At 59.2% G+C, this 15805-nt stretch carries 6 protein-coding genes, 1 tRNA gene and 2 rRNA genes (1 of these 9 cut by a window edge); 2 read left to right on the top strand and 7 right to left on the bottom strand.

Going from position 1 to position 15805, the window contains the following annotated elements; genetic code table 11:
• Positions 1-2: 2 nt before the first annotated feature.
• From A0U93_RS15375 to A0U93_RS15360, 4 genes are read right to left on the bottom strand one after another with little or no spacing between them, the layout of a single operon-like run.
• Complete coding sequence (locus A0U93_RS15375) at positions 3-1988, bottom strand: DEAD/DEAH box helicase (RefSeq protein WP_077808092.1); 1986 nt, start codon at positions 1986-1988, stop codon at positions 3-5.
• An 18-nt stretch (positions 1989-2006) separates the two neighbouring features.
• Complete coding sequence (locus A0U93_RS15370; RefSeq protein WP_077808091.1) at positions 2007-7550, bottom strand: DUF1998 domain-containing protein; 5544 nt, start codon at positions 7548-7550, stop codon at positions 2007-2009.
• 12 nt (positions 7551-7562) lie between these two features.
• Complete coding sequence (locus A0U93_RS15365) at positions 7563-8630, bottom strand: hypothetical protein (RefSeq protein WP_077808090.1); 1068 nt, start codon at positions 8628-8630, stop codon at positions 7563-7565.
• Positions 8627-11380, bottom strand: coding sequence for a hypothetical protein (locus tag A0U93_RS15360; protein WP_149026887.1), 2754 nt, complete (start codon positions 11378-11380; stop codon positions 8627-8629). Before A0U93_RS15360 ends, A0U93_RS15365 begins: the two co-directional genes overlap by 4 nt.
• Before the next feature lie 678 nt (positions 11381-12058).
• On the opposite strand from A0U93_RS15360, the gene A0U93_RS15355 reads away from it, so the two are divergent.
• Together A0U93_RS15355 and A0U93_RS15350 are read left to right on the top strand one after the other, a co-directional pair.
• On the top strand, positions 12059-12247 hold the full coding sequence (locus tag A0U93_RS15355) for a hypothetical protein (RefSeq protein WP_077808088.1): 189 nt from the start codon (positions 12059-12061) through the stop codon (positions 12245-12247).
• 13 nt (positions 12248-12260) lie between these two features.
• Entirely contained in the window at positions 12261-13940 is a 1680-nt protein-coding gene (locus A0U93_RS15350; protein ID WP_077808603.1) for a recombinase family protein, read from the top strand.
• Here the strand turns inward: A0U93_RS15350 and A0U93_RS15345 are convergent.
• The 3 genes from A0U93_RS15345 to A0U93_RS15335 all read right to left on the bottom strand — a co-directional run.
• Positions 13897-13973: transfer RNA gene (locus A0U93_RS15345), tRNA-Met, on the bottom strand. The genes A0U93_RS15350 and A0U93_RS15345 overlap by 44 nt on opposite strands.
• 27 nt (positions 13974-14000) lie before the next feature.
• Positions 14001-14115: ribosomal RNA gene (gene rrf, locus A0U93_RS15340) — 5S ribosomal RNA — on the bottom strand.
• A gap of 117 nt (positions 14116-14232) precedes the next feature.
• A 23S ribosomal RNA gene (locus A0U93_RS15335) occupies positions 14233-15805 on the bottom strand; it runs 1166 nt beyond the window's last position.

Here is a 15805-nt window from a genome sequence, read left to right as displayed (position 1 = left end):
CATCAGAACGCTGCAGCGTCTTCGAAGCCGATCCAATCGATGATATCGGGCCGTGCCTTTGCCACCTTCAACAGGGCATCGCGTACGAAGCTCTGTTGGGCTCCGATGTTAATGACGAGCGTATCAATCGCGCGCGTCAGGGGAATCATCACCCATCGAGACGCATGCAGTTTGGCGAGATCCTCGACAGAGGTATAAAGGTCATCGACCTGATGGCCTTCGTTGACCCACTGGGCATACTTATAATCCCAGAGTTCGTCCAAGCCGTAATTGATAACAGTCCAACCTTCGAGGCCGCGGCATGAATCGTACTGGACGAATCTCAACTGGTCACGGCTCGTCGCGAAATGCTCCCGTACGTCGCGGCTCGTACCGTCCCAGACGCGGTGCCCCAGGGAAACGAATTCTCTAGCAGGCTTGCACAGGCAGTCGCGGACCGTGCCGACCAATGATGGGGGCACGCAGGCCAGAAGATCGACCGGCGCGTTCTTCAGCGCCTCTGCCTCGTCGCACCATTCCTTCAAACGCTCCGGTTGTGAACTCAGGTCGCCATCGACGATGATGATACGGCCGCCAGCGGCATCCGTGTTCGGCTCCAGAACCCAATCATCAATCCCGAGATTTGTCGCCATATCGGACACGAACGCCGCCAAATTAGCTTTCATCCGCATGCAGCGCGTCAGCCGTCGCTTGCGCAATAACGCCTTGCCGACACCGGTACTCCAGTCGGCCACAGTCCCGCGAACTAACTGATCGACACCGTCGGAGATGACCAGGCTTTCCAAGCCATAGATCTTCCGCAGAATTGCAATCTCGTCCGACGGCCAGTCCTGCCCCTCGTCGACGAGCACATTGTCCCAGCCGAACTGATCAGCCTGATCGCGAATAAGCTTGTCTATATCATCGCGGCTGACTGCACCTGAATCGAGATAAGCGAGCAACGCTTGCTTGTGCTCGCCATAGCGCTCGAGGAAGTCGGCGTAGCCTTCGATGATGCCGAGGGCCATCATGAGGCGGCCAAAGAACCCGTGCGCCGTTTCAATACCGATGCCCCCAGTCTCCACAGCACGGGGCACACCGAGAAGGGCCATCGATCGACGGAGGTCCGCGACGAGCGCCTTGTTGAAGGTCAGGACCAGTGAACGCTTCTCTTCGAACTGGTAGGCTCGATACGCCATCTGCAAGAGGATAACGGTCTTGCCGACGCCACCGCGCCCCTTCAGCAGTATCTGCTTTTCACCCATGTCCTCGACCCAATCGTCCGGCAGCGCCTGTTTCGCGATTAGGTCCATGCGCTTCCGATCGAGAGGCGTCGGTTCGAGGACGTCGAAAAGCGCAAAGTTTGGGTCCAATATCTTTCGGAAGACTTCCGTTGCTCCGAAGTTCAGATTGGCGAAAGGGCCGGATCTGACAGGACTGGAGGTTTGCCCCAACGTGTTCAGAAGCCTCTCGAAACTCGTGTCGCTCGCGATGAAATTATGAGGTCTTGGCGGAAGTTGTGCTTCCTTCAGCCCCGAAAAAAGCACTAGTTCCTGAACGAAAATGTTCCCGCCATTCCGATCGCGCAGATATTTCTTGAACTCGAACATCTGTTTGAACGCCTTCTCGGTGACGCACTCCCCGTCTTTTTTGTTTCTGTATTTAACAGTGGCGGTTCTGCCCTCAAATCGAACACCGAGAGCGTTATGGGATTTCTCCTCGATCAGTAGGGCAAAGTTCCGAATAGACGCGCCTTTCGGAATGAATGGCTCCCCCTCAGAAGGATAGAATTTCATCTCGGCATCGAACGATCTCGGCGTCGCGAAGCTGCCGACGACGATGATGTCGATATCCTGGAATTTATATCCATACATTTTGAACCCGACGAATATCTTGACGATATCGTCCTTGCTCTGTGCGAGGTCGGGCCACAGCTTCAGTATCTGCTTGCGCAAGTGAACAGCGGCCTCATACTCTTGGCCGCTGTTAACACCCAAAATCTCGATCATGGGCTACATCCTACCGTTTCAGGCGATCGCGGAAAGAACAGAGCGCGATGCCGCCGGCAAGTTGCCCCTGACCAGCAGTTCGTTTACCGGAATGACGAGGAGATCCGGCCACCTCTCACGCATCTCCACAATCCTTGGATCGGCCGGATGGTCACCGGTCAATCCGCCGGCAAGCGCGATCGCAAACCGCCGACCATCCGAGCGCTTGGCGAGGATCGGGATCGTCACCGGCCCCATCCCCGGTACATCGACGTCGATATCGAGGCCGAACCGGACACCGTCAGCCTGGCGCTCGAGATCCTGGTGGAGCAGGACGGTCGAGGCCTTGATTCGGCGAGTGTCGAAGGGCTGCATCTCGCCGCTGATCAGATATGCGAGCAGTTCCGCGCCGACATGCCGATCGAGCAACCCATGCTCGAACTTGTTCTTGAAGCTACGCAGGCAACGATAGCACGATGTATCGCAATTCTCCGGGCATGTCTTCATCAGGGTAAGCGCGCGTTGGAATAACTCTTCGCCGCGGTGGGCCAACTGGCCTGAAAAGCCGGCGCCGCCGGGGAGGGTGTCGTAGAGAAAGATTTCCGCCTCGAGCCCGCTTATTCCCGCTGGCGTCAACGCCGGTCGATATTCCGCCATGAGTTCACCGGGCTCGATCTCGAGCATCGATGAGGCGGCCTTGGCGATCGCCTCGCTCACCGTCCGCAGCGCGACATCCGTCGGATAGAAGCCGGGCTTCAGCTTGAGCGGCGCCGCCACGCGCAGCGAGAACAATGCAATATCTGTGATGAAGTCCGTGCCGAGAACAAGGTGCCGGGTCGTGCCCGCGCCTTCGCACATCGGTTCCTTCTCGTCGGGATAGGGTTTCCTGTGAGGCCCGCCGAGCATCGCCGTGCTCTCGGCACTGGCCTCGATCACACCACATTTCGTGCAGTAATTATAGCCCTTCTGCTTCGGCCCGGTGTTGGACACCAGCAGATGCTTGCGATCGGGCATGCCACGGATCCGGTCGTTAATCGCGATCCACTTCTCAGTGTCGGCCGGGGTTGGCATCGTCAACTTCGCCCGCGTCGCGTGAGCCGTTTCGGGCATGTCGTCGGGCGAGGTCATCTCGTCCACATAGACGGGATGGGCAAAGCCTGGCGGACGCAGCCAATATTGCGTCGGTCCGAACGTGCTTTCGCCGCCGCAAGCGTGACAGTTGTCAATCACGCCGGGTTTGAGGCCCTCGTCGAGCGGCACCGTCTGCGCGAAATGGCATTCGGAGCATTCGCGATAGAGGCGGCGATTTTGCCACGCCTCGACACGGTCCTCCCACATCGGCGAATAGATCGCTCCTGACGTATAGCACTTGCCCGAGATCCAAACCGTCTTGCCAGGCGCATATTGCGACAGCGCGACCGGCAGAGACTGCGACGGGGCAAATTTCATCACCGGGCGGAAGTCCGTCGATCGGTCGATGTCGAACACATTGAACGGCGCCACATCGGTTGGAAATGCGTAGCGCGGCAGCACGCCACTATACAGCAGCCGGTCCAGCAATTTGCCAGTCTGTGCCTTCTCGGGCGGAACTTCTTCGCCTTCCTCTTCCTGAACCTCGACGCCTTCCCCGTCAGGCTCCTCGAAGACCTTCTCGCCGCCCAGCACCTTGCCCTTGAGGGCGTCATCGATCGCTTTCAGGCAGTCGGCCGCCATATCATCGAGCAATTCCTGCCGATCCTCCGGCGACAACTGAATTGGAATCCAGTCGGCGACGGAGTCCCGGAGCGACTTGGCATTCTTCTTCAGCCACGCTTCGAAATCGGCGCGGTTGAGGACTTCATCTCCCGATTGGAATCCGGTGACGGTGCCCAATACCGAAAACAAGTTGGGATCGACGTCGGGATCGAACCCCGGAATCCGATCTTGGTGATAGCGCTGGAGCAGATAAGCCCGGACATGGCGACGCACAATGTCGGGGTTGTTGAGGGTGAGTTGGGGGTCGACCACCGGCCCTGCGATCATCGCCTCGGGGTCGCTGAAGTAATGCTCGTCATGGCTATCGGCGCTTCCGAAGGCCACCACGGTCGCGACCGCGTTGCCCCGGCGGCCGGCACGACCAGCACGCTGCTGGTAGTTCGCGCGACCAGGAGGCATGTTGCGAAGCGCCACGCCAGAGAGCGCGCCAATGTCGATGCCGACCTCCATCGTGGTCGTGCTCGAAAGGATATCGATCGCAGTCGAGCGGTTCGCCGCCGCGCCCCAATCGAGCGCCACGTCCTGGAAGAGAAGCTCATTTTCCTCCGCGCGTGAAAAGACGTCTTCGCTCTGCGGCGCGTTTAGCTGCGCCGTATGTTCGGCCGCGATCAATGCCATCGGCCTGTGCTCGGGATCATGGAGCGCCGCTATGACGGGTGCCCGATAATAGCCTTTGCGTGCGACGAAGACAGGGTCCGTAGCGGGATCGAGGGAGACGATCTCCCTGCTGCCGCAATCGAGGCAATGCGGCAGCTTCGGCACGGGTCGGTGAACCGAACGGCATGCGCCGCAGCGCACCCACTCGCCATCCATGAGCAGCGAGAGGTTCTTGCCAGCGAGGCGCTTGAACCCGCTTTCCATCTCTTCGGCAAAGATCTGCATCAGGGCAGGCTGCCATTGCTTGTCGAAGAGCGAGTAAGCGGTCTTGTCGGGGAGCACGCGGCGCATCGCCTTGAACGAGCCCTTTTGCGATCGCACGCTGGTCCCGCTTCCGCCACCGCGCTTGTACCAGGTGTTCGGCATGGCGTTCAGCCAGAAGGCCTTCGGCCTCCAGCATCGCAGCCAGGCACGAGCCAGTGCGATCTTGTCTTCGTTGGTATCCGCAATTCCCGGGATTGCCGGCAACGCATGAACCGCCGCCGCCTTGTCGACACTCTCGCACAGCGAGGCGAGCGCGAGCGCTTCGAGTCCGAGATGACGGTCCCTGACGGTCTTGACGATATCGTCGAGCAAGCCCTCCGGCGGACGATCGCCCCTGTTCTTCATCCAGAGCATCATGAACTGGGTCGGATCATCGAGCGCGCCGGCCTGAACACCGGCTTCGATCGCGGCTTCGGCGGCAAAGTTCTCCCCCACCTTGATCTCGGGTCGGAGCCGGACACCGAGGCCCTTGGACGCAAGGAGCGCGGCGAAATATAGATCATCGAGGCTGAGCATCGATGTGATCATCGGGTGCTGACGAAGCCGGTCGAAGCCCCATACGATCAGCGTTCGAAGCGCATCGCGCACCGAATAGAGTTGGAGGTTCGGCGCGAGGCGGGCGGCAACCTGACGGGAATCGCTGAATACCAGTACCTTGCGTCCACGCAGCGGCGCAAAGCTCGATGCCGGCTGCGGCCCAGGTGGCTGGACCTGAATCTGGCGTGCGACCAGGGCCTGGAAAGGCTGATCCCCCTTGGTCTGGTGATCCTGAACCGAGGTTCGCCCAAAGGCAGCCGTATCGCCACAAACCGCACAGGGTGTGAACTGGCCGCGCACCTCCAACCGACTGTCCTGATTTCCCTCATCGTCGAATGACGGGGTGACGCGATCCTTACGCAGATACACGGTACGGGTCCGCGGACTCTGATTGAGCGGGTTTATCCGGCCCGTCTCGAGATCATATTCCGCTATCTCCGCGAGATCCGGATGCCGAGGTTCTTCCAGCAGGAGATCAAGATCGAGGAGCGGCGAGGTCTCCATTCCCGGCATCTTCAGACGCCGCCCCGGCTCTGACCACAAAGCGTTCGGCGTGTCGACGTCATCAGAATGGGCGCGCGCATGGGCTGCGCCGCAATTCCGACAGGTGTAGAATTGGAGCACGCGGGCGCCGCAACCACATATCTCGCGGGGCTGGCTATACATTTTGCCGCAGATTCCTGAATGCTCGTCGGCGCCGAGTTCGGTGCAATCGGGATCCATGCATATCCAGAGGCCGGGCAAGCCCCGATAGAAATTGTGGATACGGCAGGGTAGCAGACCGGCAGCTTCCGGATTTTCCCGGGCGACACTTCCGAGCGCCAGCAGCGTCGTCACAGCGCGGTCCGCCTGATCGGGCGTATCCGGGAAAAGCTCGGAGCCGAGGCCGGCCACCGGACGCGGGGCCTTCATCGTCTTGTTCACCAATAGGCCGAGCGGCGGAAAGGTCTCGAGGGCCGCATACAGATCGGGGCCGATATCTCCGGTCGGCGTAATGCCACAATGCTGGAGGACTGGAGCGATGGCCGCTCGCCGCTTGTCCTCGTCGGAGTCATAGAAGCCTGCCAGATCGACCCCTGCCAGCAAATCTGCGTCCGCTTTACTTCCCGTGGCCGCGTGCGGCCGCAGATCGAGGTCGCCGGTGACCGCCACGAAGCTGTCTGCATCAACCCCGGTCAACTGCGATCCGAAGTCGCCCGCATGCTCCTTCTCGTTGAAGCTCGCTGTGGCGCAGATCACTTGGAACCGCTCGACTGAGATACCGAGCCGCGCGCGCAGCCGCCGCATCAGCAATCCGACTTCCGCACCAGCAGCGCCCCGGTAGAGGTGGGCCTCGTCGAGGACAACCGTGAATTTCTCGTCCGGGTTCGCAGCGAGCCAAGCGCTCGTCTGATCGAAGATGGTCCGCTCGATCGGACGCATCAGCATATATTCCAGCATCGAATAGTTGGTGACCAGCATATCCGGCGCGGCATGCTGCGCCTCATGCCGCGTAATCAGTTCGGAATCCTCTGGTAGGGTGACTGCCCGCAACGGTTCGCCAGTCTTCGGGTCCGCCCACTTCGATCCCTTCGCCCCGAACCATTTTTCGAGGTCGGGCTTCGCCGGCCATTTTCCGCGCGCCTTCAGTTCGCTGCGAAGCTTCGACGCGCGTTGCTGATCCTCTGATTCTGGACCCGACGCCTGACGCTCGATCTCAACATAGAAGCTCTCAAACGACATGAACTTCTTACTGTCGCGCTTACTGGTGCGGACACCAGCATAGGGCGTACGGCTGGTGTAGCGCGCGAACGTCGGTGGTCTGCCTGCCCATTCGGTGAACGCCGCCGCCAAGCGGGGATCGCCGAAAATGGCCCTCAAACGGCCAAGCTGGTCATTCACGAGCGCATTCATCGGATAGAGCAGCAGCGCCCGGACACCGTGTTGGCTGCCGAAAGCCTTGGGATTCGTCGCCGCCTCGCGGGCGAACTTCCCGAGGATCGGCAGGAGGAACGATTCCGTCTTGCCCGAGCCGGTGCCGGTCATGATGACGAGGTTCTGCCCGCCGATCAGCGAATGCTTGATAGCATCCGCCTGGTGCCGATAAGGCGGGTCGAAGAGCAGTCTTGGCTGCTTGCCATCAGTCTTCGCCAACGCCGAATACACTGCAAGGGCCGCGGGAGGCAGACCCTCGATCTTTGCGAAATTCTGGCCGAGTTGATATTTGGGCGTAGATTCGAGGTAAGGGATCTGGTGAGTAACGCCGGTCCTCTTCAGTAGTGTTTGGCGTTGGCTGATAAGTGTCGCGTCGCCGATATGGTAGGTTGCCTCGATATAATCCCTGAGTGAAGTGTGCAGTTGTTCAATCGTCTCTTGTATCGTCGCAGCCATACAATTCAGTCCTTACTCTTCACATTCGAGAAAAAGATATTCTTTTAGGAAGGCCTGTTCCGCTCTCACAGAATCAAGCGGAAGACAGAACGACATCAGACATTTGTCGGGAGCCACTTCCTGCCCGATCGTCGAGAGACGCCGCCGTGCCCAATCCGGCAATGGGAAGAACAGGTCGAAGCGCTTGGCCCCGTCCAATGGCACGATCCGGTATCGCTGTGGCTTCTTTAACAAAGCGTCGATCGCAAGTTGGACGCGCCATGCCATGTCGCACCCCCGATACCGGGATCCGGGGACAGGAAAGTCGACGAGTTTCGTAAGTTCACCCCGTTCGAGGCGCGCATAACCCCAAAGGTCCGCTCCATAGGCCTGCGGGCGACGGACGATGTAATTGCCGTCCTGCCCCGATGGGGCGACCCACCGTGCCCGGTAGCTACGCGTGTCCTTTGCCCCGTCGAAAACCTTCAGATCTGGAACGTGGCCGGCCGGACCCAGCGCTGCCAGCTTGGCGTCAAGCCCGGCGATGAGGGAGGCCGCGCTCTCCAGCCTAGGGCTCCGCATCCATGCATTAAGAGACAAGGATCGAAAGCCGATGCTCTTGAGCGATGCGTCGAGATCTTCACCAGGCAGAGGCTCGAGCACCCGGACAGGGCCCCTCGAGACCACGCGCTCCCTCCATGCAATCGGCAGAGGAAGCGCGTCGTCAGGCGCTAGTCCCAATATGTAAGCCGCACCCGACGGATGCATGACGAATGAGGGCGGCGCGGCGAAGACCCATGTCGCCTTCACTTTCTCGTCCAGCGTTGTCACGTCGTGGAACTCGAGCAAATCACCAACGGCAACGAGCGCGTCCACGCAATCCTCAAGGTGGCCGACTAGATCGGGCACGTCGAGCGCAAAGACGCGATGACTGCCCCCCATCGACGAAACGAGGGTGCGTGGCGAGCACGGGCACAATTGCCCGGCGAGGCGCCGCAAGCCGGCGAACCAATAGGCGCTGTCCACCTCGCTCCCGACGGGAAGCCCGAGATCACGGCGCGCGGAGGCGATGATCTCATCCACGTTCACGATCTCGATCATCGGCGAGTTACCTGTGGCACCGTCGGTTGCCCTTCGAACGGTAATGACGTCGCTGTAGTGATAAAGCGAGCGGCTCGCGTCAGGCTCGCAGCGTCTTTGGAAGAGGTGATACGTTCAGCGATCGCCTCCGACCATCGGTCGCCCTGCTCCAGCCAGGACGCAACTTGGAGCGCATCAGAACAGGCCTCACGCGAAGCAATTTTGTAACGTTGGGCTAGGTCGATGAGATCCTTCGTGCGTTCAGTGGGCGGGATCATTTGAAACCGAGCGACGTCGCGGGCCAGAACGAAATTAAAGGCGGCTGGTGCCCCGGTCGCGCCAGCGAAGCGCTTCAGATTGGACACACCTTTCGGCGAACTGGCATACTCATTCTCAGCGTCGATCCAGTCTCTCCCACACACGAACTCACACAAGACGCCTCGAAGCGCGGTTACAGCCCTGTCACGTCGATTTCCCGCGAGTGGGCCTACGAGCTTAGCCGTGGACCAAATCTCTATGAGGCTAGCAATGCGCGGCATCATCGACATCGAATAAGGTAGAAGGTTCGCCAAACTCGGCTGAACGAGCAGCCCACGGAAGCCTCCGACGACAGTCGGCATACTCACGATCAGGGCCTGCTGGATCTCCCCATATGAGACGACGCAGAGGCCTCCCTCATTCTCAGGTAGGAAGCCCTCGGTCGCGAGTTCGAGACTGATGGGCTCAAGCCGGGCCGGATGGGAGAAGGGATAGAAACTCAGTTCTGGCAGATCATTGCTTTCATGGTCGTCAACCAGCCGCAAGGTCGTGCCGTGCCCTGTCTTGTGCCACACCCAGCGGACGGGAGCGACTTCGCGCTGGAGACTGATCTGACGAACGCCCAGTTGATCGCCTTCGACAACGAGGCGCCCCGAAGTGGCGCGCAGGAATGCCCAGGGATCTGTCTCCTTTGAGAGAAAGATTGAAAGCGCGCGCTCCCAGCGTTCGGCTGTCACCGGCAATGGCAGGTCGGCAATAAATTCACTGCCGAGCTTCGCGCCAGCAGCATCGAGCAAATCTACGCTCACGCGAACATGGTGGTCGGCGGGTCCGAAGACCTGCAATTTCACGTCCCCCTCCCAGAGGCGATCTAGGCTCGGCTCTTCGGGCTCGATGGTCGTGACCAAGCCGATATGCGCGGAAGTGCCAGCTATCCACGGTCGAGCATGCCGCATCGATATCTGAAGAAGGCCCGAAATCACCGGGCTGGTCTTGTCGCTTGGGCGGACCTCGACTGTCAGAGAATGGAGACCTAGGCTCAAATCTGAGAATCTGAGTAATATTGGATCAGATCGCCCATTGACGTCGACATGCACGAATTCTGCGTCGAGCTTTACGCAGTAACTATCGACCCCAAAATCGGCAAGGAGTGACACGCAGGGTGTCTCGCCATCCATCCATTCTGCAAAACCTTCGCCGTCCCACCGCCTCGCACCGAGGCCAACGGGCACGAGCCTCACATTCTTGGAGACGCTAAGATGCAACGCCCTCAGCGCATCAATCTCCACTGACGCAAGGACGTTTGGGAGATCGAGCGCCAGTCCGGTCACGCCGCTAGCGGTCAGACTGATCTCCTCACCAAAAGATGGGGCTGCAATTTGCTCGGACGAAACATAGATGTATCGGCCCCCGGGGCGAACAACACGACTGATAATCTCGCGCGCAAGACCGTCCGATCCAACCCGAAAAAGCCATGCCAGACCTGAAGTTATACACCCGTCGACGCGCAGAAGGTGCTCCAAAACTGGCTGCTCGCGGTCGAATTTGACCACGGGGTTGTTCGGTGAAGGCCAACTGGTCAGGACACGCCTCTGGTCGCCCTGCAGTAACCAGCCCGCCGGCAGGGCGCCTAATGAACCAGCAACCTGACAACGGGTTTGCCGAAGGAACTTATTCAGGTCTGAGTTGATCTCGGCAATGGGTCTCAACGAGGGCAACTCCATGACCGGCCTCCACTCATGAGCCGATACTCGCCGTAGCGTCAACGCCGGCCGGATTTCTGGCCTTTGCTCATGAGTTCCAGTGTCCCTGCGATAGACATCAGCCATATTGGTTGTCTGATTTACAGATGATGTTCCATGAAAGCGCGCGCGTTCAACGACTTTTCGCGCGTCGTGTAACCATGCCCTTCCGCTGGCAGCTTTTTGGAGGTCGGTGACGATTCGGTCGAGCGTACTGGAATGGATGAAATGTTCGACGGCTTCGTTTCTACCTCCGAGCAGCGCAAACACGATCCTACCTGCGACCTCCTCCTGTTGGAGGAAATTACGAAAGCGCGAACTCGCCTCGTCGCTCACCGTCGCGAGAAAGCGACCTAGTTCTGCAGGAGGTGAGTCGATCCGCGCAGCCAATGCATAGCGCCACTCATAGAGTGCCTTTGCCAGTTGTAGCTGCAGATCTCGCGGCAATAACGCATGCGTTATCGGCCACGCGATGATCGAGAACCATGAAGCCCATGGGCCTGTTGGCTTGAACCCGTCAAAGCGTTGGTGGAATTTTACAAACCAGTCTCTAAGTGACCGTCGATCGCAATATCGCGTCCAATAAGGAGTTCTTCTTTCAAAAGTCTCCCAAAATTCCTCACCATCATAATCGTAACCTTGTTCAGCTGAATAAACGACCCACAACAGCCAATATTTTGACGTGCTTTCGCCTTTTGCTAGAGATGTATTGAGTTTTTTACCAAGACTCCGCTGTTCATTCTCGTCGAGTCCATGCTCGAGAGCGAACACGGGAAGACCATGGGCTCGACGCAGTTCCGCGAGAGCCTTAAAATGCGCTTCAAGACGTGTAGTCCATTCTGCAAATGTGCTTGACATCCTTCGCCGACGAGTCAGTACGCTGGCATCGATTGTGCGACATGTGCCAAGACAAGCGACGCTGCCAAAGCCTTCTCGGTATTCATCGCCCGCCTCCCCCTTTGTTGCTCGACGTTACTACTGCTTCGTTATGCAAATTAGGAACTTAAGCCGCTAAAAAAGATAGCCTAGTGTGAACGAATTGACCAAGCCCCTGGCATGCTATCTGTGTAGAATAGGTTCCATACCAGCATGGCATACGTAATACCGCAACGATATCTCCGCAGCACAACAGTCCACCGGCTCTTGTAGACAGTAGTGACGTAGACCAGCCGCTCTCCGCCTTGTGAAACGTGACCAGTTCCACAAAACCTGCCGGCGCTTCCGTAAATGCGATTTCGGTGACGTGCGTATTCATTTGTTCTTCTGGATACCGCCATTAGCCAGTATTTGTACGACGCGCCTGTATCCGGGACCAGCCGTAACTACGATTCCGTACGCTGGAATACGCCTGAGCACGCCTGTCCATAGTGCGGATTTCCATTGAAATAACAGCGATCTGTCCAGATCGTGTGTCTGTTTTCCTTGCCTTGCGGTCGGAAGAGAGCGACGATGACGGACAGACCCTGCCAGTCCATTGCCCCGGCGTATCGGCCGCCCGAGCCCGAGTTGCGGCTCGTCCTGCGCCCCAACACTCCCGACCCGCGTCTGGTGGCGCTGGTCCGCCTCATGGCACGCCGCGCGGCACGGGACTGGTTCCGGTCACAGCAACAGGAGCAGCGCCGCCGCTCCGGACCGTAAGGGATACCTCGTCATGAAGGTCGCGCTTTACGCCCGCTACTCATCAGATAACCAGCGCGACGCCTCGATCGCCGACCAGCTTCGGGTGTGCCGCACCCACGCGGAGAAACAGGGCTGGAGCATCGTCGAGGAGTATACCGACCACGCTATCTCGGGCGCCTCCCTGATGCGGCCCGGCATCCAGGCGCTGATCGCCGACGCACAACGCGGACGGTTCCAGATCGTGCTGGCCGAGGCAATGGACCGCCTATCCCGCGACCAGGAGGACATCGCCGGCGTCTTCAAGCGCATGAACTATGCCGGCGTGCGGATCGTCACCCTCTCCGAAGGCGAAGTCTCCCACCTTCATGTCGGCCTCAAGGGCACGATGAACGCCCTGTTCCTGAAAGACCTGGCCGAGAAGACCCATCGCGGCCTGCGGGGACGCGTGGAACTGGGCAAGTCCGGCGGCGGCAACGCCTATGGATATGACGTGGTGCGCAGACTGGACGCCAATGGCGAGCCCATCCGGGGCGACCGGACCATCAATCCAGCGGAAGCCGAAGTGGTCCGTCGTATCTTTCGTGACTTCGCGGCCGGACTGGGGCCACGCGCCATAGCCTTCCGTCTCAACGAGGAAGGCATATCCGCACCGGGCAGCGGTGCCTGGGGATTTTCCACCATCAATGGCAACCGGCTACGCGGCACCGGTATCCTCAATAATGAAATGTACGTGGGCAGGCTGGTCTGGAACCGCCAGCGCTTCATCAAGGATCCCGACACCGGCAAGCGTCAGGCCCGTCCCAATCCGGACTCTGAGTGGGTAATCCAGGAAGTGCCAGAGCTGCGGATCGTCGATCAGGAGCTGTGGGACGCGGTCAAGGTGCGGCAGGCCAGTGTCAGCGCCAGCCGCGACACACGCGACACATCCTCGCCCAATCATTTCCGGGAGAAACGCCGTCCGCGTTACCTGTTCTCCGGCCTCAGCAAATGCGGCTGCTGTGGTGGCGGCTATTCCATGATCTCCGGCACTTTGCTCGGCTGCTCGACAGCCCGCAACAAGGGCACCTGCGACAACCGTACCAACATGCGCCGCGAGGAACTGGAGCGCCGCGTCCTCGACGCCCTGCGTCACCACCTCATGGATCCGGATCTGTTCGCCGAATTCTGTTCGGCCTTCACCACCGAGATGAACCGGCTGCGCATGGAGGCATCAGCCGACATCGGTGCAGCGGAATCAGAACTGAAGCGGGTCGAACGCGACATCCAGCGGCTGATGGACCTCTATCTTTCCGAAGCCATTTCCATCGAGACAGTCAAGGAACGCGGATCCAAGCTCGAAGCCCGCAAGGCGGAGTTGAAGGAGTTCCTCGCCACCGCCGAGGCGCCGCCGCCCCTGCTCCATCCCCAGATGGCGGAGTTCTACCACCGGCAACTCGCGCGGCTACACGACATGCTGCATTCGGAGCTGGACGAGAAGCGCCAGGAGGCAGCCGAGGTGATCCGTTCGCTGATCGAGGCGATCATCCTGACGCCATCCGACAAGGGGCTTCAGATCGACGTCCGGGGCGATCTGGCCGGCATCCTGACGGTCGCGTCGGGCGGACAAACGAAAACCCCAGCCCGTTTCCAGACTGGGGTTCGTGATGCGTTCGCATCGCAAGTTCAGATGGTTGCGGGGGCAGGATTTGAACCTGCGGCCTTCAGGTTATGAGCCTGACGAGCTACCGGGCTGCTCCACCCCGCGTTGGTGATTGTGTGGGTAGTTCAGGGGACCTGGCGGCGACCGACTTTTCCGCATCTTGAGATGCAGTATCATAGGCGCTGGGGCGTTTCACGGCCGAGTTCGGGAAGGGATCGGGTGGAAGTCTCCCGCCATGGCCACCAGGTCTTCTGAACCACCCTTTTTGGGGGTGGGATAGGTTGGTGATGGGTTGTGTGTGTGTGTTGCGTGGATGACTGCTGTGCATGTGTGTGCCTACCGTCACGCTGTGGTGAGGAGGCGTTGTGTGAGCGATAGGGGCGATTAGGACCGGTTAGCTGCGCGCATTACTGCGCTTCCACACCCGGCCTATTGACGTGCTGGTCTTGCACGGCCCTGTGAGACCTCGTTTTGAGGTGGGTTTCCCGCTTAGATGCTTTCAGCGGTTATCCCGTCCATACTTAGCTACCCGGCTGTGCCGCTGGCGCGACAACCGGTGCACCAGAGGTATGTTCATCCCGGTCCTCTCGTACTAGGGACAAATCCTCTCAAGTCTCATACACCCACGGCAGATAGGGACCGAACTGTCTCACGACGTTCTAAACCCAGCTCACGTACCACTTTAATCGGCGAACAGCCGAACCCTTGGGACCTGCTCCAGCCCCAGGATGTGATGAGCCGACATCGAGGTGCCAAACCTCCCCGTCGATGTGGACTCTTGGGGGAGATCAGCCTGTTATCCCTAGAGTACCTTTTATCCGTTGAGCGATGGCCCGTCCACGTGGGACCACCGGATCACTATGGCCGACTTTCGTCTCTGCTCGAGCTGTCACTCTCGCAGTCAGGCGGGCTTATGCCATTGCACTCAACAGTCGATGTCCGACCGACCTGAGCCCACCATCGCGCGCCTCCGTTACACTTTGGGAGGCGACCGCCCCAGTCAAACTGCCCACCATGCAGGGTCCCGGACCAGGCTAGACTGGTCTCGGTTAGACATCAGAAAAATTCAGGGTGGTATTTCAAGGATGGCTCCACCGGAACTGGCGCCCCGGTTTCAAAGCCTCCCACCTATCCTACACAGAATGTCTCTGATGCCACTGCAAAGCTGCAGTAAAGGTTCATAGGGTCTTTCCGTCTGACCGCGGGTACCCCGCATCTTCACGGGGAATTCAATTTCGCTGAGCCGATGCTGGAGACAGCGGGGAAGTCGTTACGCCATTCGTGCAGGTCGGAACTTACCCGACAAGGAATTTCGCTACCTTAGGACCGTTATAGTTACGGCCGCCGTTTACCGGGGCTTCAATTCAATGCTTGCACATCTCCTCTTAACCTTCCGGCACCGGGCAGGCGTCAGGCCGTATACGTCGTCTCTCGACTTCGCACAGCCCTGTGTTTTTACTAAACAGTCGCTACCCCCTGGTCTGTGCCACCCGGTCATGGTTGCCCACGATCGGGTCTCGTTTATCCCGAAGTTACACGAGCAATTTGCCTAGTTCCTTCAGCATCGTTCTCTCAAGCGCCTTGGTATACTCTACCAGTCCACCTGTGTCGGTTTCGGGTACGGTCTATACGCCAGAGCTATTTCCCGGAATGCGCCAAAAGCCTGATCAATCCAATAAGACCAGACAACATCTTGCATTCGTCACTTCTGGCAGGCCCAGTAATATTCAACTGGTTCCCATCGACTACGGCTCTCGCCCTCGCCTTAGGGGCCGGCTCACCCTGCGTGGATTAACCTTGCGCAGGAACCCTTGGACTTTCGGCGACAGTGTTTCTCGCACTGTTTGTCGCTACTCATGTCAGCATTCGCACTTCCGATATCTCCAGAGAGGGTCACCCCGTCTCCTTCGCAGACCTACGGAACGCTCCGCTACCGC

Origin of the sequence: Neoasaia chiangmaiensis, from assembly GCF_002005465.1 — a bacterium.
Classification (GTDB): Bacteria; Pseudomonadota; Alphaproteobacteria; order Acetobacterales; family Acetobacteraceae; genus Neoasaia; species Neoasaia chiangmaiensis.
This window is presented reverse-complemented; position numbering and strand designations above follow the sequence as displayed.